Origin of the sequence: Candidatus Bealeia paramacronuclearis, assembly GCF_035607555.1 — a bacterium.
GTDB lineage: Bacteria > Pseudomonadota > Alphaproteobacteria > UBA9655 > UBA9655 > Bealeia > Bealeia paramacronuclearis.
The window spans coordinates 913,989-934,875 of the sequence record NZ_JAVHWZ010000001.1 but is presented as its reverse complement, the minus strand read 5'-3'; the positions used below and the strand labels follow the sequence as shown (position 1 = coordinate 934,875).

At 43.9% G+C, this 20,887-nt stretch carries 21 protein-coding genes, 1 tRNA gene and 1 pseudogene; 16 read left to right on the top strand and 7 right to left on the bottom strand.

Annotation, left to right across the window (positions count from 1 at the left end; genetic code table 11):
- Together Bealeia2_RS04710 and Bealeia2_RS04705 are read right to left on the bottom strand one after the other, a co-directional pair.
- Positions 1 to 1,100 (bottom strand): ISAs1 family transposase (locus Bealeia2_RS04710; RefSeq protein ID WP_331255948.1); only part of this gene is annotated, 1,100 nt, incomplete at its 3' end.
- 61 nt (positions 1,101 to 1,161) lie between these two features.
- Positions 1,162 to 1,362: pseudogene (locus tag Bealeia2_RS04705) on the bottom strand (IS5-like element ISCca5 family transposase); the annotation flags it as partial.
- A 63-nt stretch (positions 1,363 to 1,425) separates the two neighbouring features.
- On the opposite strand from Bealeia2_RS04705, the gene Bealeia2_RS04700 reads away from it, so the two are divergent.
- The 7 genes from Bealeia2_RS04700 to Bealeia2_RS04670 all read left to right on the top strand — a co-directional run bounded on the left by Bealeia2_RS04700 (position 1,426) and on the right by Bealeia2_RS04670 (position 6,806).
- On the top strand, positions 1,426 to 1,764 hold the full coding sequence (locus tag Bealeia2_RS04700) for an IS630 transposase-related protein (protein ID WP_331255749.1): 339 nt from the start codon (positions 1,426 to 1,428) through the stop codon (positions 1,762 to 1,764).
- Positions 1,765 to 1,786: 22 nt separating this feature from the next.
- The gene (locus Bealeia2_RS04695) at positions 1,787 to 2,239 is read left to right on the top strand and encodes an IS630 family transposase (RefSeq protein ID WP_331255971.1); all 453 of its coding nucleotides are present in this window, start codon (positions 1,787 to 1,789) and stop codon (positions 2,237 to 2,239) included.
- Positions 2,240 to 2,258: 19 nt separating this feature from the next.
- Complete coding sequence (gene tnpA, locus Bealeia2_RS04690; protein WP_331255563.1) at positions 2,259 to 2,675, top strand: IS66 family insertion sequence element accessory protein TnpA; 417 nt, start codon at positions 2,259 to 2,261, stop codon at positions 2,673 to 2,675.
- A complete protein-coding gene (gene tnpB, locus Bealeia2_RS04685; protein WP_331255536.1) occupies positions 2,668 to 3,015 on the top strand; it encodes an IS66 family insertion sequence element accessory protein TnpB in 348 nt (115 codons plus the stop codon). The genes tnpA and tnpB overlap by 8 nt, the downstream gene beginning before the upstream one ends.
- Before the next feature lie 64 nt (positions 3,016 to 3,079).
- Positions 3,080 to 4,696 carry an IS66 family transposase gene (gene tnpC / locus Bealeia2_RS04680; protein WP_331255562.1) on the top strand — a complete coding sequence of 539 codons (1,617 nt, stop codon included), beginning with the start codon at positions 3,080 to 3,082 and terminating at the stop codon, positions 4,694 to 4,696.
- 351 nt (positions 4,697 to 5,047) lie between these two features.
- Positions 5,048 to 6,409: a flagellar protein export ATPase FliI gene (fliI, locus tag Bealeia2_RS04675; RefSeq protein ID WP_331255947.1), complete on the top strand. Its 1,362-nt coding sequence runs from the start codon at positions 5,048 to 5,050 to the stop codon at positions 6,407 to 6,409.
- Positions 6,384 to 6,806 (top strand): flagellar export protein FliJ, encoded by a 423-nt coding sequence (locus Bealeia2_RS04670; RefSeq protein WP_331255946.1) that lies wholly within the window; start codon positions 6,384 to 6,386, stop codon positions 6,804 to 6,806. Before fliI ends, Bealeia2_RS04670 begins: the two co-directional genes overlap by 26 nt.
- 54 nt (positions 6,807 to 6,860) lie before the next feature.
- Here the strand turns inward: Bealeia2_RS04670 and Bealeia2_RS04665 are convergent, their stop codons facing one another.
- A complete protein-coding gene (locus Bealeia2_RS04665; RefSeq protein ID WP_331255945.1) occupies positions 6,861 to 7,286 on the bottom strand; it encodes an FKBP-type peptidyl-prolyl cis-trans isomerase in 426 nt (141 codons plus the stop codon).
- A gap of 29 nt (positions 7,287 to 7,315) precedes the next feature.
- Positions 7,316 to 7,392, bottom strand: a tRNA-Arg gene (locus Bealeia2_RS04660).
- An 85-nt stretch (positions 7,393 to 7,477) separates the two neighbouring features.
- On the opposite strand from Bealeia2_RS04660, the gene Bealeia2_RS04655 reads away from it, so the two are divergent.
- From Bealeia2_RS04655 to Bealeia2_RS04630, 6 genes are all read left to right on the top strand, one after another.
- Entirely contained in the window at positions 7,478 to 7,654 is a 177-nt protein-coding gene (locus Bealeia2_RS04655; protein WP_331255944.1) for a zinc-finger domain-containing protein, read from the top strand.
- A 76-nt stretch (positions 7,655 to 7,730) separates the two neighbouring features.
- Positions 7,731 to 8,942 (top strand): 5-aminolevulinate synthase, encoded by a 1,212-nt coding sequence (gene hemA, locus Bealeia2_RS04650; RefSeq protein WP_331255943.1) that lies wholly within the window; start codon positions 7,731 to 7,733, stop codon positions 8,940 to 8,942.
- On the top strand, positions 8,939 to 9,907 hold the full coding sequence (locus Bealeia2_RS04645; protein ID WP_331255942.1) for a mitochondrial fission ELM1 family protein: 969 nt from the start codon (positions 8,939 to 8,941) through the stop codon (positions 9,905 to 9,907). Before hemA ends, Bealeia2_RS04645 begins: the two co-directional genes overlap by 4 nt.
- Positions 9,908 to 9,927: 20 nt before the next feature.
- Complete coding sequence (locus tag Bealeia2_RS04640; protein ID WP_331255941.1) at positions 9,928 to 11,883, top strand: hypothetical protein; 1,956 nt, start codon at positions 9,928 to 9,930, stop codon at positions 11,881 to 11,883.
- Between the two features lie 388 nt (positions 11,884 to 12,271).
- Entirely contained in the window at positions 12,272 to 12,391 is a 120-nt protein-coding gene (locus Bealeia2_RS04635) for a winged helix-turn-helix domain-containing protein (RefSeq protein ID WP_331255940.1), read from the top strand.
- A 24-nt stretch (positions 12,392 to 12,415) separates the two neighbouring features.
- Positions 12,416 to 13,039, top strand: a complete 624-nt coding sequence (locus Bealeia2_RS04630) for an IS630 family transposase (protein WP_331255970.1) — start codon at positions 12,416 to 12,418, stop codon at positions 13,037 to 13,039.
- Positions 13,040 to 13,166: 127 nt separating this feature from the next.
- On the opposite strand, the gene Bealeia2_RS04625 is transcribed toward Bealeia2_RS04630, so the two are convergent.
- Complete coding sequence (locus Bealeia2_RS04625) at positions 13,167 to 14,327, bottom strand: branched-chain amino acid transport system II carrier protein (RefSeq protein ID WP_331255939.1); 1,161 nt, start codon at positions 14,325 to 14,327, stop codon at positions 13,167 to 13,169.
- Positions 14,328 to 14,587: 260 nt separating this feature from the next.
- Here Bealeia2_RS04625 and Bealeia2_RS04620 point away from each other — a divergent pair, with 260 nt between their 5' ends.
- The 3 genes from Bealeia2_RS04620 to mfd all read left to right on the top strand — a co-directional run bounded on the left by Bealeia2_RS04620 (position 14,588) and on the right by mfd (position 18,813).
- Complete coding sequence (locus tag Bealeia2_RS04620; protein WP_331255938.1) at positions 14,588 to 14,893, top strand: hypothetical protein; 306 nt, start codon at positions 14,588 to 14,590, stop codon at positions 14,891 to 14,893.
- Between the two features lie 82 nt (positions 14,894 to 14,975).
- On the top strand, positions 14,976 to 15,245 hold the full coding sequence (locus Bealeia2_RS04615) for a succinate dehydrogenase assembly factor 2 (RefSeq protein WP_331255937.1): 270 nt from the start codon (positions 14,976 to 14,978) through the stop codon (positions 15,243 to 15,245).
- A 106-nt stretch (positions 15,246 to 15,351) separates the two neighbouring features.
- Positions 15,352 to 18,813, top strand: coding sequence for a transcription-repair coupling factor (gene mfd, locus Bealeia2_RS04610; protein ID WP_331255936.1), 3,462 nt, complete (start codon positions 15,352 to 15,354; stop codon positions 18,811 to 18,813).
- A 400-nt stretch (positions 18,814 to 19,213) separates the two neighbouring features.
- Here the strand turns inward: mfd and Bealeia2_RS04605 are convergent, their stop codons facing one another.
- Positions 19,214 to 20,323: a ribonuclease E/G gene (locus tag Bealeia2_RS04605; RefSeq protein WP_331255935.1), complete on the bottom strand. Its 1,110-nt coding sequence runs from the start codon at positions 20,321 to 20,323 to the stop codon at positions 19,214 to 19,216.
- Complete coding sequence (locus Bealeia2_RS04600; protein ID WP_331255934.1) at positions 20,313 to 20,885, bottom strand: Maf family protein; 573 nt, start codon at positions 20,883 to 20,885, stop codon at positions 20,313 to 20,315. The genes Bealeia2_RS04605 and Bealeia2_RS04600 overlap by 11 nt, the downstream gene beginning before the upstream one ends.
- Positions 20,886 to 20,887: the final 2 nt, after the last annotated feature.

The following is a 20,887-nucleotide window of genomic DNA, read 5'->3' as shown; positions in this document are numbered from 1 at the left end:
ATGTTGTCGTCCCAACCGGCCATTTTTCTAAGCCTTTTAATAGACTGACGCTTCATTTTATCTTTGGTAAGCTGTAAAAGATTTAAAGCCATATGTCGAATAATAGCCATAACTTGAGGGGCGTTTTCTTTCCTGATGCGAGATTGATCTTCTCCAAAAGACATGTCTAAAACCCAATGAAGATTATTTTCTATCTCCCAATGACTTCGAATAGCCCCCAGGACCTTCTGAGGAGTTTCTTGGAGAGAAGAGATATAATATCGTGTTTCGTAAGTGGTTTTATCTTTGGTTTCTCGTTTAGAATCAATACGAATGATACTATGAATTGAGCTCCAATGAGGATGCCGCTCTCGCAGCCAGGCCACATCATGTGTGACCCAACATTGCCTTGTCTCAAGGCGGCCATGACCTTTATCGTAATCCTTAAAAGAGCTGATATTGTTAATTGTTTTCAATTCGCTATCACTCAAGCAGGTTGTTACATCTTCGCAAAGAGTTCCCTGATTTCCTTTTAAAGAAAAAATATAGTTTCCCTCTTTCTGAATGATTTGATCGGCAATGTCATATTGACATCCCATTGCATCAATGGTGACTGTTGTTCCTCTCAGGTCTAACCATTCCAAAAGCTTAGGAATCGCTGTGATTTCATTGCTTTTTTCTGAGACTTTTTCCTGCGCTAACACCAATCTGGCTTCTGACGCATAAGCGCTAACCATATGTAACATATCAGTTCCCTCATCAAAGCTATGCCGTGATGATTTTCCATCGATAGCAATAACTTTCTTTTGCATTTGAGATTTAAGACTTTCGACCCAACTTCGAAACAGCTCTTGAAATTCCTTGGGATCTATTGCTCTAAAAAATCGACGATAGGTATCATCGCTGGGAATTCCGTTCTTGTAAGGTAAGAATTGACGAAGGTAGTCAATCTTTGCCTTTCCAAAGTCTTCAACATCCTGCCATCCTTCTGCTCCAGATATTACAGCGCACAGAGTGACAAGGCGTATTTCTGACATTGTGTAGTCTCGATTACGCTCAGACCTTGGATCTTCTATATCTTTAAAATGATCTAAAAAACTAATTTCAACTTCTATTCCCATTTCTACCTCCTGTTTTTTTCAGGTAGGCTCTCATTTTTTCTATCTCTTAGCTATTTTTTTTTCATGAGGTGGCCCTGGGATTCATCCTCAAATTATGGCCAACGGCACACAACAGGGCGTTGAAGGCATCCCCAAGGATTGCTTTGAGGAAATTTCGACGTAGGTTTCCATCAGCTTTCATGTGCCCAATATGAGGTTCAATGGCCGATCTGCGTTTTAGGCGTTTCTTGATGGCTTTGGTGACACCTCTGTTTTGGCCAGACATGTATAGTCATTCCCCTATAAATAGATAGATTTTTAGGAAAAGTTTAGGTATAAGGAGGGAATGGTAAAAGCATATTCGGAAGAGCTGCGAAAAAAGGTCATCTCCTCCATTACGAGCGGCGACCGTAAGCGGGAGGCTGCAAAGGTTTTTAACGTTGGAGAAACCACGATCTATCGATGGATATGTCTTCATAAACAAGGGGATATTAAACCGAAAAAACGCACTTCTTATCCGCGTAAAGTCGATGAGCAAAAACTCAGAGACTACGTCGCTCAAAATCCGGATCATACGCTCAAACAAATCGCCGAAGCTTTGGGGTTGAGATTCCAAAACGTGAGTAAATGGCTTAAACGTTTAAACATTACACGAAAAAAAGACGACGCTTTACAAAGAACGTAACGAAGACAAGCGGGCCGAATTTATAAAACAGCTTGAGAAAATAGATCCTGAAACAATCGTGTGGATTGATGAAGCTGGGATTGATAATCGCCTTTATCGAGAGCATGCCTGGGCGCCGCGCGGACAAAAGGTTTACGCGGAGATCCCGGGCCAAAAAAGAGAGCGTGCCAGTATCATTGGCGGTCTCATGAAGGGTGCGTTCGTGGCGCCTTTCACCTTTCAAGGTGGATGTCATGCAGATCTTTTTAATGCTTGGCTTGAGGAGGTTTTATTGCCGGGTTTATCAAAAAATACCACCCTGATTATGGACAATGCCGCCTTTCATAAATCGCCAAAAACGAAAGATTTGATTGAGAAATTTCGCTGCCATCTCCTCTTTCTCCCAACTGACTCTCCTGACCTCAATCCTATCGTAAGCGTCATAGGACCCGCATCTTTTAGGTGTGAGGAAAATAGGACAAGGTTGACTCCGTAAAACAACTACGGAGATGAAAATGATGAAGGAGAAAAGGACGGGGCAACGTCAAACGCGAGATGAAAGATCCGCAGGGAAGCTGAAATATTGGGAAGAGCAGATCGAGAGCTGGCGTAAGAGCGGATTGAGTCAGGAAAAATTTTGTACGGCTGGAGGACTGAGTTATTCGTCCTTTAAGTATTGGTTTCCCCGCGTGGGAAGAAGGCTATTTGAGGGGTCATCGGTCGGGCGCTTTGTGGCGACTGCTGTGGTGGGGCACGAGAGTCCAGAAACATTAGATTTATTTGAGAGTCCTGCCCTTCAAGCAGAGGCTCGCCAAGCTCCCGTGCCCCTTGAGATTCGCTTTATGTCCGGGGAGAGGATTGAGATTGTGCCGGGATTTGATGGGATTACGCTTCAGCGTGTAATTGCAATACTGCGGAGTTGCCATGTTTGAGCAGACGCGAGGGGAGATTCTGTTTTATTCCGCCCCGATGGACATGAGAAAATCGATTGATGGACTTGCGGCTTACGTGGCCTCTAGCTTAGGTCGTGTGCCGTGTGACGGAACGATGTATGTTTTTTGCAACCGGACCCTGACCAAGATGAAGATCTTGTATTGGGAGACGAATGGATTTTGTCTTTGGTACAAACGCCTTGAAAAAGAGAGGTTTCAGGTGAGTTTGAGGGGAGATGTTTTGGAGTTGACCTCCCAGCAATTGAGATGGCTGCAAGAGGGTCTCAATTATCAAAAGCTCAAAGGCCATAAGGCGGTCCATTTTCAAGAATTTTCCTGAGGTTTTTACCTGAAAAAACTCAGAAATACATTGACGTTTTAGGGGGTTTTGGGTAGAGTTCCTCATGAAAAATGAGCCCCAAACTTCACTCAAAATCTCCTCTGTTTTCGACGCTGTGGCGCTCTATAAAAACTTGCAAAAATCAGAAAAAGACAAGGCTATTCTAGCCACACAAAATGAACATCTGGTGCAAGAGGTTGATCGACTGACTCATTTATTGCTTCAGATGAAACAAAGCAAGTTTGGGCGGAGCTCTGAGAAGATCAAGTTCGAGGAATTTCCCAAGCTCCCCGGGTTTGAAAACGTCTTTGATGAGGTTTACGAAGAGCCGCCTTTAGAAGCAGAAAAGGCTGGGGCTGAAAGTGAAACAGAGAATGACTCTGGAAAGGACAAATCCTCCTCGACTCTTCTCAAAAAAGGACGTCGTCCGTTGCCGGCTCATCTGCCGCGCGAACGTGTCATCCATGATATTGCTGGTGATAAAATCTGCACCTGTGGACATCCGTTGCATCAGATGGGCGAGGAGATCTCTGAGCAGCTGGATTACGTTCCCGCACAGTTAAAAGTCATTCAAAACGTGCGCTTGAAGTATGCCTGTAAATCTTGCACCGAAGGGGTGCGTGTGGCTGAAGTGCCCAATGCGCCTCTTCTCAAAAGCATGGCATCTGCGAATCTATTGGCCCACATCATCGTCTCCAAGTACCAAGATCATCTACCCCTTTATCGACAATCTCAGATGTGGGAGCGGTTTGAAGTTGACTTAGGTCGGGCCACGATGAGCCGTTGGATTCTTCAAATAGGTGATCTCTTGAGCCCTTTAAAAGAGCTTTTAAGATCTGAGATTCTCAAGGAGACTTATGTACGGGCAGATGAAACGCGGGCTCAAGTTTTAAAGGAATGTGACCGCAAGGCGCAAACGCAATCCTATATGTGGGTGTATATGACCGGGTCGTCATCTCATCACGCCATTTCTTATGAATACACGCCCACACGCAAAGGTGAAAATGCCAAAGAATTCCTGAAGGGTTTTAAAGGTTACCTTCATACGGATGGGTATGGTGGTTACAAAGCCTTGGCGCAAAGTCAAGACATCACGGCTGTGGGATGTTGGGCCCATGCGCGGCGCAAGTTTGCGGACATTATTAAAAGTACAGGCAACACCACGGGCAAATCTGCCGAGGCGCTCACCATCATCAGAAGCCTTTATAAAATTGAAAAAGACGCCAAAGAGGCTCAATACCCGCCCGATAAGATCCAAAAGCTCCGACAAGAAAAAGCCAAGCCCATCCTTGAGAAATTCAAGGTCTTGCTTAAGGAGCACAAAAAAGTGATTGTTCCCAAAAGTCCCTTGGGGCAAGCGGTTGGCTATGTTTTAAGGCAATGGGGCCCCTTGACAGAATACCTCAATGATGGCCGCTTGGATATTGACAACAACATGGCAGGACGCGCCATCCGTCCATTTGCTGTGGGCCGAAAAAACTGGCTTTTTATGGGCAATGTCAAAGGTGCCCACGCCTCAGCTGTCATCTATTCCCTCATTGAGACCTGCAAAGCCAATGGCGTCAATGCTTTTGACTATTTCCGCTACGTCCTCGCCAACATCAATTCCACACCTGAAAATAATTATTCCCACCTCCTCCCCTGGAATCTTAAGTATTCCCTTTCTAATTTACACCAATAAGACGCTTACTATTCAAAAGCTTTCTGTGTGCGCAAGCCACACTGATTGGAATCGAGTTATGTCATATGCTTAAAAAAGGACAAAATGCCATGATCCCAACTTTATCCCCTTGGCAGCAGTTTTATGCCCTCATAGGATAAATCTGTCCAGAACGGACGCTCATCATCGCCTTTAAAAAAATTTTCGACAGTACCCTGTTTTCTGATAGAATTGCTTTATAAAAATATAATTCATATCGCATTTTCGTCCTCGCGCAGGCGGGGACCCACCTTCTGGTTTTTCTTTTATGGATCCTCGCATTCGCGAGGATGACACCGGGGTGGACCGAGCAAGGGAGTTTATTGACGACGCATGCCATTAAATACACTCAAAAACACAATCTCTGAAATTCCTTCCCTACGCTGGTCTGGGCGTGTGCGAACATTAATTGGGCTCATTATTGAAGTCGAAGGGCTTGAGGATAGGGCCTGCACGGGATCTCGGGTTGAGGTCAGACTTAAATCTGGAAAGTCTATCTGGGGCGAAGTCATCGGTTTTCGCGGCGATATCACTCTGGTGATGCCTTATGAATCTCTTGAAGGTATTGGCCCCGGAGATTCAGTCATTGTGTGTGGTGAAAATCAAACCATTTGCCCCACTGAAAAATGGTTGGGACGCGTCATTAATGGATTGGGGGAACCTCTTGATGGCGGGGCACCACTGCCGCAAGGCTCCCTCCCCTACCCTATAAAAACTATGGCGCCTCCCGCCCATGCCCGTAAACGCGTGGGATCGCGTATTGATTTGGGTATACGCGCTCTTAATACATTTACAACCATGTGCCGCGGCCAACGCATGGGCATTTTTGCAGGATCTGGCGTTGGGAAATCTGTTCTTTTATCGCAACTCGCCCGTTTTACGGCGTGCGATGTGGCTGTTATTGGATTAATTGGTGAGCGCGGGCGCGAGGTCCAGGAATTCATTCAAGACCAACTGGGGCCAGAAGGCCTCAAGCGCAGCGTTGTAGTTGTAGCTACTTCCGATGAGTCCGCCCTTTTGAGAAAACAAGCGGCTTATATGACGCTTACAATTGCTGAATATTTTCGCGATCAAGGGCTCACCGTTTTATGCCTCATGGATAGCATTACGCGCTTTGCCATGGCCCAGCGGGAAATTGGTCTGTCCTTGGGCGAGCCACCCACCACAAAGGGTTATCCTCCCACAGTTTTTGCTGAACTCCCCCGCCTTTTAGAACGCGCAGGCCCCGGCACAGAAAAGGGAACAATTACTGGTATTTTCACAATCCTTGTGGATGGGGATGATCATAACGAACCCATTGCAGATGCAGCACGTTCCATTCTTGATGGCCACATTGTGCTCGAGCGTCAAATTGCCGAACGTGGGCGCTATCCCGCTATTAATATCTTGAAAAGCATCTCTCGTATGATGCCTGATTGTAATGCGGAAGATGAATCCGTCATTATCAAAAAAGCACGCGAATCTCTCTCCATTTATGAAGATATGGAAGATATGATTCGTTTGGGTGCTTATAAACGTGGCAGTGATCCACAGGTGGATCTTGCAATTGCTCTTCATGATCAGCTTTATGCATTTTTATCTCAAGGAAAGAACGAGCACACCACATTTACTTTTGGGTTTTTAGAACTCGCCCAAATCCTCAACATGCCCATTCCAGAGTCCTGTCGAAATGAAGAAGAAACTCAACTCTCTTAAAAGCCTGATAAGGCTTCATCAGCACAATCTGGACGCCATCCGGAGGCGACTTGCTGAAGAAGAGGAGGACTTGAGACAGACATTGAGCTTAATTGAGGGGATAGATCAAGAAATTCTCTATGAGAAAAGTTTTGCCCATCTTTCTCCAGATTTTATGCAAGCCTTTACAAGGTTTCTTCAGGGAGCCAAATATAGGCGAGCCCTTCAAGATTACAAACGCAAAGAAATCGAAGCCCAAATTGAAATTACACGGGGCCTCCTTCGTGAAGCTTTGGCTGAACTCAAGCGCTATGAACTGGCGCGCGACAAACTCCTGAAAATTATTGAGGCAGAAGAACTTAAACGTGAACAAAAAGAAATGGACGATGTGGGCCTTAGAGGCTTTTTTGTAAAGTAATTATAAATTCTAAACTGTCATCCCCGCCGTTGCAGGGATGACAATATGTTGTTTTTAAGACTTCACATCCAAAAGTTCGACGTCAAAGACAAGGGTTGCATTGGGAGGGATGACACCACCTGCACCACGAGCGCCATAACCCAAGTTGGCAGGAATAGTCAAACGGCGAGCACCACCAACTTTCATGGAAGCGACACCTTCATCCCATCCTTGAATGACCATACCTTGACCCAATGTGAAGGAAAAGGGTTGTCCGCGATCAACAGAACTATCAAATTTCTCATTGTTGGATTCAAGCCATCCTGTGTAATGCACGACGACTTTTTGGCCTTTTTGAGGCTCAGCGCCGGTGCCGACTTTTAGGTCTTGATATTGTAATCCTGATGCGGTTGTGTGCATTTCTGCAGTTGTGTGATCACAGGCCATAGCTGTTTGTCCTCCGTAAAGTAAGCCAAGTGTTAAAAGTGTTGTTTTGAACATGGTGTTCGCTCCCCTTATTTTCAAATCATTGGTGCGCCCGAAGGGATTCGAACCCCTGGCCTTTGCCTCCGGAGGGCAACGCTCTATCCAGCTGAGCTACGGGCGCTTAAGAAAAAGAATAGAGTTTCTTTGTGCCAGGTTATATACTCCAATTCAGAAACTTGCAACGCATGAGATCAGGCGAGGAAAAAATGTCAAAAAATGATGAAACTTATCTTGTGGATGACGAAACCGTGAACTGTTCTGGGAACGGAGGAAGTTTAGGGCATCCTGCAGTTTACCTGAATATCATGCCCGCGGGCGAGGTAACCTGCCCCTATTGCAGTCGCCATTTTGTATTAAGAACTCCTCGCGTTTCTGGGCACTAAATCCTTCTCACATCTCCCTAGACGGAGATGGGAAAAATTGTCTAATCTTCGTCAGGAATTAAAAAGCAGGGTGCTTATGGATTACGAGTCGTATTTCGCACGAAAATTAGAAGAACTGAAAGCCGAGGGGCGTTATCGTGTTTTTGCGGATTTAGAGCGCATTGCTGAGCGTTATCCTTATGCACTTTTAAGACGCAATGGCATCGAAAAAGAAGTGATTGTTTGGTGCGCAAATGATTATTTAGGCATGGGACGTCACCCCCTGACCATTCAAGCGATGAGAGAGGCCGCTCAAAAAATGGGTGTGGGCGCCGGGGGCACTCGGAATATTTCGGGAACCAATCACTATCACGTTTTACTCGAGCAAGAGCTTGCCGATTTACACGGGAAAGAAGCTGCACTCCTTTTTTCCTCAGGCTATGTGGCCAATGAGGCCTCCATTAGTTCCTTGGCACAAAATCTTCCGGGATGTGTTATTTTCTCCGATGAAAAAAACCATGCTTCTATCATTCAAGGCGTTCGCAATAGTCGTGTGGAAAAATACATTTTTCGCCACAATGATCTTAAGCACTTGGAAGACCTTTTAAGCCAAGTAGAACCACAGCGCCCCAAACTCATCATATTTGAATCCGTTTATTCAATGGATGGGGACACATCCCCCATCAAAGAGATTTGCGATCTAGCGGAGAAATATCAAGCGCTCACGTATATTGATGAAGTCCATGCCGTTGGAATGTATGGGCATCAAGGGGGCGGCATTGCCCAAATGCAGGGACAGGAGGATCGCCTGAATGTCATTGAAGGAACTCTGGGCAAGGCCTTTGGCGTTGTGGGTGGATACATTACAGGAAGTCGAAATCTGATTGATTTTGTAAGATCTCACGCCTCTGGCTTTATTTTCACAACCTCCATTCCCCCTGCAGTTGCGGCGGCAGCTTTGGCCAGTGTTCGCCATTTGAAATCTAGCCAAGAGGAACGCTTGAATCATCAAAAGCGTGTGAGCGAGGTAAAGGCGCGACTGAAGCTTATGGGAATTCCTTATTTGCCCACGAATACCCACATTATTCCGCTGATGATTCGTGATGCACACTTGTGTAAACAAATGACGGATGCTTTACTCGATGAACACAACATCTATGTTCAACCCATTAATTACCCAACCGTGGAGCGCGGGACGGAACGCATCCGATTAACGCCTTCTCCTTTACATACGCCTGAGATGGTGGATCATTTAATGAATGCTCTTCAAGATGTCTGGAGACGCTTTGCCGCCAAGGTTGCTGCATGACTAAACTAACTCCCAGAACCTGCTGGACGCTTTCTGATGGGCATCCCGGAATGATGAGCCAAGTCATAGGCCTTTCCGAATCTCTTGGACTTGAGACGATTCATAAAGTTGTGAATCGCCGGTGGCCTTATTCTTGGATGCCAACACTTTGGCCTTTTGGCACACCGACAAAACAATTGGATAAAAAAAGCGATTCTTTGGCACCTCCCTGGCCGGATGTGGTGATCAGTTGTGGAAGAAGGTCAGTCGCCTTGGCTCTTTCCATTAAAAAGCAAAACAAGGGAAAAACTTATCTCATCCACATTCAAGACCCCTTGATTTCACCCCGACATTTGGATCTGGTGGCAGCCCCTGAACATGATAAAGTGATAGCCCCCAATGTGATCAAAACTTTTGGGGCCCTTCACAAAGTAAGTCCTCAAAAATTAGAGACTGCAAGAAGTGAATTCAAAGATTATTTTTCTCATTATGAAAATCCATTTTACACAGTCCTTTTGGGAGGCGCGACCAATCGCTATGCAATGCCGCAAGAGGCGATGGAGGACCTTATTTCCTCTTTTGATCAGATTTTAAGAGATTATCCCGGATCACTTCTCATCACGCCCTCATTCCGCACACCTTATCGTGATCTTTTAAAAACGCACTTTGCAAATCACCCCCGCGTCTTTTTAGCTGAGCCTGAAACTTTTAATCCCTACTTTGGAATGTTGGCTTTGGCGAACGCTGTTTTGGTCACTGATGATTCTGTAAATATGATGACAGAGGCGTGCGCCACAGGAAAGCCCGTTTATATTTTACCACTCCGCGGCCATGAAAATACAAAGCCCATTCGATTTGCGAGCGAACTCATCAGACGCGGATATGCAAAATATTTTGATGGTATAATTGACTTCTGGGAGTATCGCCCCTTTAATGAGACCGCACGCGTTGGAAATCTTATTAAATCCCAGCTTGGACTTCGTTAATCTTTGACTATGGTGAGATCATGACACTACCCATTAAAACTTTCGTAAACGGCAAAGGAACCTCGTTTTTCAAAGCGCTGGGGCACCCGAAAATCATAGATAAACTCCAGGAGTTCTCACGAAAGCTATCTCAAATGGAAGGACTTACCATTTATGATCCCTTAGGATATGTGGAAGATTTTTTGGGAATAGCTCAATTTTGTGAACTGCCTGGCCAATACGAAAAAAGCGGGTATGCCGAAGATTATTCTGCCCTAACTTATGCGTGCAAAGTGCCCCCTATTTATGTCCAAGCCGTTGAAAAAATGGATCATACTATTTGGGGAAGAAGAACACGTCTTATTAGCGAAATTACAAAGGACAAACCGAAAGCCCTTTTAATTCTTTCCTTTGAACCGCAACGACTTATTCAAAATATCCAACACCTCATTCCAGAAGGGTGTGAGGTTTTAACATTGGAATCCCTGAAGCTTCCAGAAGACTTTATTGGTGACAAAAAAGATTATTTAGTTGGTAACAACTGGGCCACCAACTTTGCATTTATGCGCGAGGAAGGGGGATGGCACACCCGTGCCGCCAGCGCCAATTACTGGATCAAGTATGGGGCCAAAGATGTGAAAATCTGGTGCTGCCTTATGGATTCCAAAGGCAAGGTTTTGGCGGAATGGACGGAAGACACAAAAAATTCTATCAGCCCTCTTGTTTTTGACAGTGCGGAAATAAAGAAGCGATTTAGTTTGCCAGATTTTACGGGACAACTTTTTATTCATCATATTGGAGCCAAAGGACACGATATTGTGAAATACGCCCTTGATACCTATCATGATGATGGCATAGGCATTTCCGCAACTCATGATGCCAATGCGTGGCCACCCGAATTTTATGCGGGACTTCCGGCTCCTCGTGAAAATGAAACTGTAATTTTATGGCTTCAAAACAGTCATCCCATTATGATTCCCGCTCATTGTATTGCACTAAGGGTCATGGGCGAGGAAAAATGGACCACTTTGCCACAAGAATTTGCACCCTTTGAAACCCAAGAAATTGATGTTTCAAAAATTATGCCGCACGTGAAATGGCCCCAGCAAATTGAGATTAAGGCAGCGAATTATTTTGTACGTCCCCGTTATGAAGTCATCAATGCCTCGGGCTATCGTTGCATTGCTCACGTCAATGTGGAACGCAATAATTTAAAATCCGATCCCAATGTCAAAAAACATCGAGATGTTTTAGGAAAAGCTTATATTTATCCGGCTCCCATTTTGCCGCAAAAAATCTATAAAACAACGCTTCTCCAAACACCGATGTCAACAGAACTTCAGAATTTCCCCATCAAAGCCCTTTTTTATTCCAAAGACGGCGTTCTTGTGGGCGAGCATAAATTTGGAAACCTTCCTCGAAATCACAGTCATGCTATTGAAATTGACGCCTACGTCACGCTTCCCACAGAATACGGCCATGTCGAACTCGTTTATGATTTTGACGCAGGGGACGAAGCCGATGGATGGCTTCACGGTCTTTCCCGCTATGAAACAAAATTGGGCGGGTTTCAGGCAGAAACCAGTTTTGGAAGCCATATTTTTAATACCGCAATCACCTACAAAAGTGAGCCGCAGTCATACAAAGGCCCACCTCCTGGCGTTACCACAAACATATTCCTCCGCGTAGGACCTTCAGATGTGGAGACCTTCTGCCATTTAATTTACCCGAGTTCTACCATGAACTGGACTTCTGCCTCAGACACTCACCTAACACTTCATAATGATGAGGGTGAGATTGTGGCCAAAGCGCATATTGCAATTCCTCAAAGTGGCTCCCGCCTTTGGCGTGTAAGCGAACTTTTCTCTGAAGTGGATCGGAAAAAAGCGGAAGGTGGATATGTAATAATCGATGATAGAACTTGCCGATTATTTGGCTATCATGGACTCATCCGGAACAATGGAGCCTTCAGCTTAGATCACATGTTTGGCTTTTAAGGGGTGTTCATTCTAGGAGGATGTTTAGTCCCAGAGTGTAATGGAGGGTTAGAAACTGTATACCCATCGTGAATGAAAGTTGGGGATAAGGGTTTGAATAAAGTTTAAAAATGTGTTAATAATGAGGGATGAAGAATTTTTTGAGACCAGAAAAAGCGGCAGTCTAAAAGTCCAACATCGTCGGGGACGCGATCGACGTATCTGTGATCGGATCAAGGCCGTGCTTCTATCCGATGAGGGATGGACGCATCTGATGATTGCCAAAGCACTTTTTCTGGACGATTAAACCGTTGGAAACTATATTAAAGACTACAGAGAGTCTGGCAAATTAAAGCCTGAAAGGGGCGGCTCGACTGGCAAGCTGACCGCGCACGAAACCCAAGAGCTGATGAGCCATTTGGAAACAACACTTTACTCACACATTCACGAAATCTGCGCTTATGTCGAAAAAGCCTATGGAAAGTCTTATACGGTTTCTGGAATGCAGAGCTGGATGAAAACTCATTGATTTGTTTGCAAAAATCGTAATGAAATTCCAGCAAAGGCCAACCCGGAGCCGGAGGAAAAGTTTATCGTTGAATATGAAAACTTAATGAGCACAATGCCTGAAAATGAGCCTATCTTATTTGGGGATAGCGTGCACCCTACCCAAGCGAAAAAGCTGACCCGCGGATGGATCAAACACGTTAAAGAGCAATACATTCCCACAACAAGAGCCAGAATGCGCGTCAATATTGCAGGTGCGATTAACCTTGCAACTCTTCAAGTGATGACACGTGATTATGAGAAAATTAACAGCGCAAGTCTTATGGATTTTCTGAAACATGTGGAAAGTTGCTATCCCAAGGCGCCAAGAATCCACATCTTTTTGGATCAGGCCCCCTATCATACATCAAAGGAAACGAGGAAATACGTCGAAAATTCGCAGATCGTCATTCATTATTTGCCTTCCTACAACCCCAATTTGAACCCCATCGAGCGATTATGGAAAATCATGCACGAATACGTCTCGAATAATAAGTTTTACCTTAAAGGAAGTGACTTTACCAACGCTGTAAAACACTTTTTCGAAAAAACTGTTCATGAAATTAAAGATCTTCTCCAAACTCGCGTCACTGACAACTTCGAACATCTCAACACCCAATTTTCATTTTGATTGGGTGTAGGTCCATCAATCCACTGAAAAAATCGCCGATACTACCTGTGATGTTTGGAACCTTTGGGTTCAAAATTCAAATAAAATCGATTCACTCTGTCAACGTACTTGGACTAAATTATCTTAGCTATTTATTGCAAATGGTATTATTTGAAAATGTGCTTTTTTTTAAGTAATTTTCCCAAATCCAGGCGCCTATGTTGAAAAGAGTGTAGACGATAAGGAGCGGATAAAGGGCACTTAAAATGGGCCCCAAATATCCCGCAATTCCTGAAAATCCAAAAGTTGAAAATACAAAGGAAATGAGAGTGGACATGGCAAGGCAATGGGAGCGTTCGAATCTCTTTTTGAAGAGGTGCTCATAGACAAAATCCGTAAATGTTGTGGTTAAGGCAATCGCTGTTGTAAGGCATGCCAAAACAATGGCTGCAGTCACAATTTTCCCGGAAAGGGCACCTAGGGAAATATGGGCGATGACGGCTAAGAATTGTTCAGGTCTTGCGGATCCAAGATCACTCGCATAAGTCGCGCCCAAATAAACCATACCTAAATAAACAGCGCTCATAAGACCCCCTCCGATGAGCATAGCGCCCACTGCGGTTTTAAACATGAGAGGGGATTCTTGAGAGTCTTCATTTTGTGATTTTACAAGATAGTTCATGACAACGGTTGCAAAAAAGAAAGCGGCCATAAGGTCCATCGTTTGATACCCCTCATAAAGACCACTTTTAAAGGCTTGGGTGTCTGTGAGTGTACTGAGTGCAGGTTGAGCCGCATACAAAAATCCAAAAAGAACAATGAAGCCTACGGATAAAATTTTGGCGGGCGCTAAAATGGTTCCCAAAAGTGGCACGACTTTGTTTTCGCGAACGGAAAGGAAGAAAACCAGAACACACATCAAAAAGCTAAATATTGCAAGGGGTGTCTCTGGAAAAAGAGTCAGAAAACTTCCATAAGACACGGTAATGCACCGTGGAATCACACCAAAGGGGCCCACAAGAGAGAGAAGAAAAAATATTAAAACAAAGGATACAACTTTCCCAAGGCGTGCAAAAAAGTTCATATAACTGCCATTGTAAAGGAGAATTCCAAGAAGCCCTAAGAATGGAATCACGACACCAGAAATCACAAATCCCGAAATGGCCCAAGGGTATTGCCCCATCGCACTTTTTCCAATGAGAAGGGGAAAGACAAGATTACCCGAGCCAAAAAACATGGCAAACATGGCAAATCCCGCCACAAAAATTCTCTTAACAGTGAATAGCGACTGGCTTGAAGATTTTTTCATGGTTGAATTCATCCATATTTTTAACATTGTTTACATATTGACAAAGGATCCCCCTGATGTACACGAGAAAATGAAGCATGTTCATTATTTTTTGAACATGCGCTACCTTTAATTAATTCTTAATATTTTTTTTGTATATTGATATTCAATACATAAACATAAAATTTTCAATAAAAATGAATTCACAATAAGATATCTATGTGAGATTTTGTTTCCAGTGTGGAGCAGGATTTACTTAATGAACAAAGGGAGATCAAAAAATGTATGGCATGATCGTAAAATGGAAAAATGAAAAAACAAGTGATGATGAGTTAATTCACGACTTTGATCAGATTGCTGAATTCTCAAAAAAGATAGGCGCTGTATCCACCACTCTTCATTATACAAAGCAAAAAGAATTCTTAATTATACAGATTTGGCCCTCAAAAAGATTTTATGATGCAATTTTCAATGAGAGAAAATTTAAGTATATGGAGAGAGTACCTTCTGATGTCCAGGCACTCCTTAGTAAAATTGAAAAATATTACAAAATTGAATACGCGGAAGAATTTAAAACAATTAAGTAGTCGGATATTTTTAAGAGGTGCTGCTTTTGTTCCTTGAATCTTACCATTGACCAAAGTGTTTGACAAGGTTAAGAAAATAATCATGGAAAACAAACAACAGCACCTCATTAAAAAACTTCTTTACGTAAGCCAGCATCGAGGGATGAAGGAGTCTGATGTTCTCATCGGCGGATTTGCGCGTGCACATCTTCATACCATGACAATTCCTGAACTTGAGGCCTGGGAAGGACTTTTACAAGAAAACGATAATGATCTTATCGATTGGCTTTTTGATAGAAAGCCCCGTCCTTTGGGCGCACATGGGGGTCTTTTGGATCGCCTTTATGCGGACGTCAAGGATAAGTTGGAATGAGTCTTTTGCATCGTTATCCTGAATTTATTTCAGGATCTTTTTTTGAGATACTGAAACAAATTCAAAATTGTGACCAGTTTTGGAAAAATCGTTTTGGAATCTTTCAATGATCTCCCTCAATCTTAAAAATTCACCGTTTTTTCTGTCCCAAGTGCCTGAAAGTTCTGAAGCATGGATTTTATCTCAGCTCACCCATGTGCATCATAATTGGGTTCACGTGGTTTCTGCAGAAACCCATAGTGAAGAATTGAAACTCCAACTTCAATTTGTGGATCCTCACCTTGAGGTCTTGACTTTTCCTGGCTGGGATTGCTTGCCTTATGATCGGGTATCGCCTCATGCCGATGTAATAGCGCGTCGCATTGATACGCTTTCAAAACTTATAAAAGTTCCAAATCCACGGCATCGCCGTTTGATTCTCACGAGCATCCCCGCCATTTCTCAGCGGGTCATGCCCAAGTCCACGCTTTCAAAAACCCAGCTGATTTTGAAAAAAGGTGAGAAAATCTCCTTTGATCATTTAATGACTTTTCTTTCAAGCAATGGGTATGTCCGTCGTGAGATGGTATGCGAATGGGGCGAATTTGCGTTAAGAGGGGGAATTGTTGATATTTTCCCACCTGGTCAAGATTTACCGTTGCGGTTGGATTTTTTTGGGGAAGAACTCGAATCTTTAAAAGTATTTGATCCCTTAACGCAGATCAGCTCAGGCAAAGTGGAGAGCTTGGAAATCAAACCCATGGGCGAGATTTTGCTCAATCCCGAATCTATCGAACAATTTCGCAAATCTTATCGGAATTTGTTTCCAGACGGGTCTCGCGAGGATCCACTGTATCACACCATTACGGAAGGCTCAATTCCAAGTGGAGCCGAGCATTGGCTGCCCTTATTTTACCCCCAGTTGGATCACTTTTTTGATTATCTGGATAATTTTGCGGTGTCCTTTGATCACAATTATGAGGAGTCCTTGAAGGATCGCCTGGAGCATGTGCGAGATCACTACAAAACCCGCATTGATTTTCAACAATTAGAGAAAAAACATCAAGGTCTGCCTTATTATCCGGTCCCTTCTGATCTTTTATATGTGTCTAAAAAAGAATTTGAAGAACGACTTGAGGCCATTCCTTATGGTGTACTCTCCCCCCTCACATGGCCGGAATCCAAAGGTCAGGTTTTTGATACAGAAGGCAAGATTGGACTTACGTTTGCCTCATCTCGATTGCAACAACATCATCATATTTTTGAGGATTTAAAGCCGGCTTTGGATTCATTTTTATCTCATAATGGAACCGTTCTTATTTTAGGCATGACAGCAGGATCCACAGATCGTCTGACCCATATGCTTGAGGAGTTTAAATTTGCGCCTGTCCACAGAATCGATCATTTTCAGAGTCTGAAAAAAGGCCAAATTAATTTGGGCACACTTGAAATGGGTCGCGGTTTTCAATCGCCGGAGCTTTTGGTGATTACCGAAGAAGATCTTTTTGGAGAGAGATTAGGTCATGGTCGCGCGCGGGCCCGAAAGAAAGACCTCTTTTTAACGGAGGCCTCCTCCCTTGAACCTGGTGATTATGTAGTCCACGTGGCCCACGGCATTGGCCGCTATGAAGGACTTGAGACACTTCAAGTTTCAGGAACACGCAATGATTGTCTTGTCATTATTTATGATGGTGAGAGTAAGCTTTATGTGCCTGTGGAAAATATCGAAGCCTTAAGTCGCTATGGATCCAAAGACAGCTTTGTCCAATTGGATCGTTTGGGCGGTGTTGCGTGGCAGGCCCGCAAAGCCAAAGTCAAAGATCGCATTAAAAAGATTGCCGAACATTTAATGCGGGTCGCTGCTGAACGAGCTCTCCATCGCGGTGAGGTCATGACCAAACCCGAAGGACTTTATGAAGAATTTGCAGCACGTTTTCCCTATCCCGAAACAGACGATCAGCTGCGCGCCATCGAAGAAGCCCTTGAGGATATGTCCTCAGGAAAAGTTATGGATCGTCTGGTTTGTGGGGACGTCGGATTTGGCAAAACAGAGGTTGCAATGCGCGCTGCATTTGTGGCCGCAGCTTCTGGAAAACAAGTTGCAGTGGTTGTTCCCACAACCCTTTTGGCGCGTCAACATTATCAATCTTTCGTCAAGCGCTTTGAAGGATCTGGTCTTAAGATTGCTCAATTATCACGCCTTGTGAAACCTTCAGAATCCCAAAAAATCAAAGATCTTATACGCTCAGGGGAAGTTGATATTGTCATTGGAACCCATGGTATTTTTTCAAAAAGTATGAGCTTTCCCAATTTGGGACTTTTGATTGTGGATGAAGAGCAGCACTTTGGCGTAAGTCAAAAAGAACGACTCAAAGAATTGCAATCCGATGTCCACGTTTTGACATTAACAGCAACGCCTATTCCAAGAACGCTTCAGATGGCGCTTGCTGGCGTTCGTGAAATGAGCCTGATTGCAACTCCGCCTGTGGATCGTTTGTCCGTGCGCACTTTCGTGATGCCCTTTGATGGGATGGTCATTCGAGAAGCCATTTTACGTGAGAAATTCCGCGGAGGCCTCAGCTTTTATGTTTGTCCTCGCCTCCAAGATTTGGCGAAAGTGAAAGAACGACTTCAGACTTTTGTTCCCGAAGCGACCTTTGGGGTGGCCCATGGACAATTGCCGGCCTCAGAACTTGAGGACGTCATGACCCAATTTTATGACGGACATTATGACGTTCTTCTTTCAACGAATATTATTGAATCGGGAATCGATATTTCCCGTGCCAACACCTTAATTGTCCATCATGCCGATCGATTTGGCTTGGCTCAGCTTTATCAACTGCGGGGCCGCGTCGGGCGCGCCAAAGTTCGCGGATATGCGTATTTCACATTGCCTGCAACTCATCCCGTAACGCCTACCGCATTAAAACGCTTGGAAGTCATTCAATCTCTTGAAAGCCTGGGAGCTGGATTTACGGTTGCCAGTCATGACCTTGATATTCGAGGTGCTGGCAATATTTTGGGTGATGAGCAATCGGGGCACATCAAAGAAGTCGGTGTGGAACTTTATCAACACATGCTCGAGGAAGCGATTCTTGCACTCAAGTCTCAAAACCGAGGCATGGAGGATATTTTTGAAGCGGGATGGACACCCCAAATTCAGCTCGGTTTATCTGTTTTAATCCCAGAAACGTATGTGTCCGATTTGGGTCTTCGTATGAGTCTTTATCGTCGTTTAGGGACTTTTCAGGCTTTTGAGGATATCGATCAATTCCGGATCGAACTTGTGGATCGCTTTGGTACAATACCTGGTGAGACCGAAAATCTTCTTGAGATTATTCGTCTCAAGCTTATGTGCAAAAAAGCCAATATCGAAAAGATTGAAGCTGGCCCCAAAGGCTTTGTTCTGACCCTTTATCAAAATAAATTTGAAAATCCTGCAGGCCTTTTAAACTATATTCAAAAACAAGCTGGTACCGCAAAAATCCGACCGGATCAAAAAATTGTCTTCACACGCGTGTGGCCATCCCCTCAAGGGCGCCTTAAAGGTGTGCAAGGCATTGTTCAGGAAATTGGCGGGTTGGTGTGAGGTTTTTATGGTCATATATTTTGCTGGCAAGAAAAAACCATGTTATCTTGTTTGTGTTGTTCGGAATTTTATGATTGGTTTAATTTCATTCAAATTAAAAATAAGAAGAGGAATGCAATATGAAAAAAGCCCAAAAATTTTATCTCTTTTCCAATAATCGCTGTTATTTAATTTTGTGTAGTGTAATTTTAATTTGGAATCTCTTCTACTCATTTACGGGGGTAGCTTCTTCTAAATTAAAAGACGATTGGTGTTCGTGTTCAGGTGAAATTTCACCATCTCAGCATTGTACTACGGATCAACAGTGTAGTCCGGGAGCTACAGGTAACGGAATCTTTTGCAATACCGAAGTATATAATTGTCCCGATGGATCGCTAAATACATGTTGGTATAATGGCTGTTAAATCGATTTTTCAAAGTTTACAATCTTTTCCAAAGGGGGAAGGCTGCGGTGTTTTCGTGTGATTTCCAGAATACCTAAAGAGGTAATGCCATGAATTTTAGGGGGGTTTAAATCTCGTTGTGCTTCTCGTTTAACGTACCCTAATAAATCTCCTTGGGATTTAGGGGGAAAGGGAATATCAATTAAAATGATACCCCCCAAATCCCGCTTTCGGATTTCCTCAAAAGCGGTATCTATGGCTTTTTTCAAAAAAGCATGGGCCGGTTGGTTGGTTTGGCCCGTATTGATATCTATTGCATAAAACGCATGAGTTTTTTCAATAATGATTTCACCACCGCCCGAAATGGGCACGTGGATTTCAAACATTTTCTCCCAGGCCTCTTCCAAATTTTCATCAAAAGTGCCTTCTTTTTCATGAAGCAAAATGGGGGCGTAAGGATGGCTTGCGATCGCTTTTGTGAAGTCTGAGTAAAGAGCCAGACTATCGACTTTAATTGTATCTTTTGGAGTTGTGAGAGTGAGGAGTTTTTTGATAAAATGATCGTGCTGAATCTGTTTCAGTATCTCAAAAAAAGATCTTGAAACAATTTTAGTATGACAGGCCAACAATTCCTCACTCGAAAACGCGGAAACATGGCTTCTAACCAAAAGCCCATCATCTTCACTCATTAAAGGCGTTAAGAGAGACTCAAGGTTTTTCCGAACCTCGACTGTTAGTTTTTTTGAAAACCTCAGTCCCGGCTCCCCTGGCGTCCACACGAAAGGCCCCCAAGGAACTTCAATAGCGCGAGACGCCATCGCAAGCTTTCCTTGAGAGGGAGAGGGTTCCCGTGTGATTTGCACCAGAAGAGTTTCACCTTCTTGTGGTTTTGGAAAATGACGTTCTGGCAAGGAGAGTACTGCTTCAAGTCTCTCTCCCAAATCCAGAAAGGCAAGGTTTGCAGTTTGAAGGATCTTCGTGACTTTTCCCTCATAAATTGCTCCATAGTGGGGGGGTGGAGAGGGAAGGTCCACATCGCAATAAAGGCAATGTTTGTTCTCAAAGCACATAAGGCGGGTATAACCCTTTTGAGAATCCAAAAGCCATGTTTTGGATTTAATACTCAAATCCCAATCCTTCTAAAAGTGCGCACGTTTCATAAAGGGGTAATCCCACAACAGCGGAGAGAGAGCCAGACATGGATTTGACGAATTTTTGGGCATATCCTAAAATGCTATAAGCCCCAGCACGGCCTTTCCATTCGTCCGTTTTGAGAAACTCTAGGATGTCTTTTTCAGTCAAACGTTTATAGTGCACAATAGTTTTAATGGCCCGGGTTGCATATTTTCCCGAGGGCGCAATCACAGTCACACTAGTGAGAACGCGGTGGCGTTTTCCTGAAAGCATTCTCAGAAATTTTATGGCTTCTTCTACATTATCAGTTTTATGAAGGATATGACGTTGCGTCTCAACAAGGGTATCTGCCCCAATCACAAAGGCATCCGGATGAAGATCATGAATGGTTTTGGCTTTTTCAAAAGACATACGCTTAGCATACGCCAAAATGGATTCTTTGGTATCATGAGATTCATCAATATCAGCAGGAATAATCTGATCCGGGATAATCCCCACTTGTGCCAAGAGGACTTTACGTTGGGGAGAAGAAGACGCCAGGATCAGTTTTGACATGA

Bases quoted from the DNA above. Each gene is read 5' to 3' on its own strand.
- tnpA (WP_331255563.1), top strand. From the start codon at position 2,259: ATGATGAAGGAGAAAAGGACGGGGCAACGTCAAACGCGAGATGAAAGA.
- Bealeia2_RS04655 (WP_331255944.1), top strand. From the start codon at position 7,478: ATGTCAAAAAATGATGAAACTTATCTTGTGGATGACGAAACCGTGAAC.
- Bealeia2_RS04670 (WP_331255946.1), top strand. From the start codon at position 6,384: ATGAAGAAGAAACTCAACTCTCTTAAAAGCCTGATAAGGCTTCATCAG.
- Bealeia2_RS04620 (WP_331255938.1), top strand. From the start codon at position 14,588: ATGTATGGCATGATCGTAAAATGGAAAAATGAAAAAACAAGTGATGAT.
- Bealeia2_RS04600 (WP_331255934.1), bottom strand. From the start codon at position 20,885: ATGTCAAAACTGATCCTGGCGTCTTCTTCTCCCCAACGTAAAGTCCTC.
- Bealeia2_RS04700 (WP_331255749.1), top strand. From the start codon at position 1,426: ATGGTAAAAGCATATTCGGAAGAGCTGCGAAAAAAGGTCATCTCCTCC.
- Bealeia2_RS04665 (WP_331255945.1), bottom strand. From the start codon at position 7,286: ATGTTCAAAACAACACTTTTAACACTTGGCTTACTTTACGGAGGACAA.
- Bealeia2_RS04635 (WP_331255940.1), top strand. From the start codon at position 12,272: ATGAGCCATTTGGAAACAACACTTTACTCACACATTCACGAAATCTGC.
- Bealeia2_RS04645 (WP_331255942.1), top strand. From the start codon at position 8,939: ATGACTAAACTAACTCCCAGAACCTGCTGGACGCTTTCTGATGGGCAT.
- mfd (WP_331255936.1), top strand. From the start codon at position 15,352: ATGATCTCCCTCAATCTTAAAAATTCACCGTTTTTTCTGTCCCAAGTG.
- Bealeia2_RS04615 (WP_331255937.1), top strand. From the start codon at position 14,976: ATGGAAAACAAACAACAGCACCTCATTAAAAAACTTCTTTACGTAAGC.
- fliI (WP_331255947.1), top strand. From the start codon at position 5,048: ATGCCATTAAATACACTCAAAAACACAATCTCTGAAATTCCTTCCCTA.
- tnpC (WP_331255562.1), top strand. From the start codon at position 3,080: ATGAAAAATGAGCCCCAAACTTCACTCAAAATCTCCTCTGTTTTCGAC.
- Bealeia2_RS04640 (WP_331255941.1), top strand. From the start codon at position 9,928: ATGACACTACCCATTAAAACTTTCGTAAACGGCAAAGGAACCTCGTTT.
- Bealeia2_RS04625 (WP_331255939.1), bottom strand. From the start codon at position 14,327: ATGAAAAAATCTTCAAGCCAGTCGCTATTCACTGTTAAGAGAATTTTT.
- tnpB (WP_331255536.1), top strand. From the start codon at position 2,668: ATGTTTGAGCAGACGCGAGGGGAGATTCTGTTTTATTCCGCCCCGATG.
- hemA (WP_331255943.1), top strand. From the start codon at position 7,731: ATGGATTACGAGTCGTATTTCGCACGAAAATTAGAAGAACTGAAAGCC.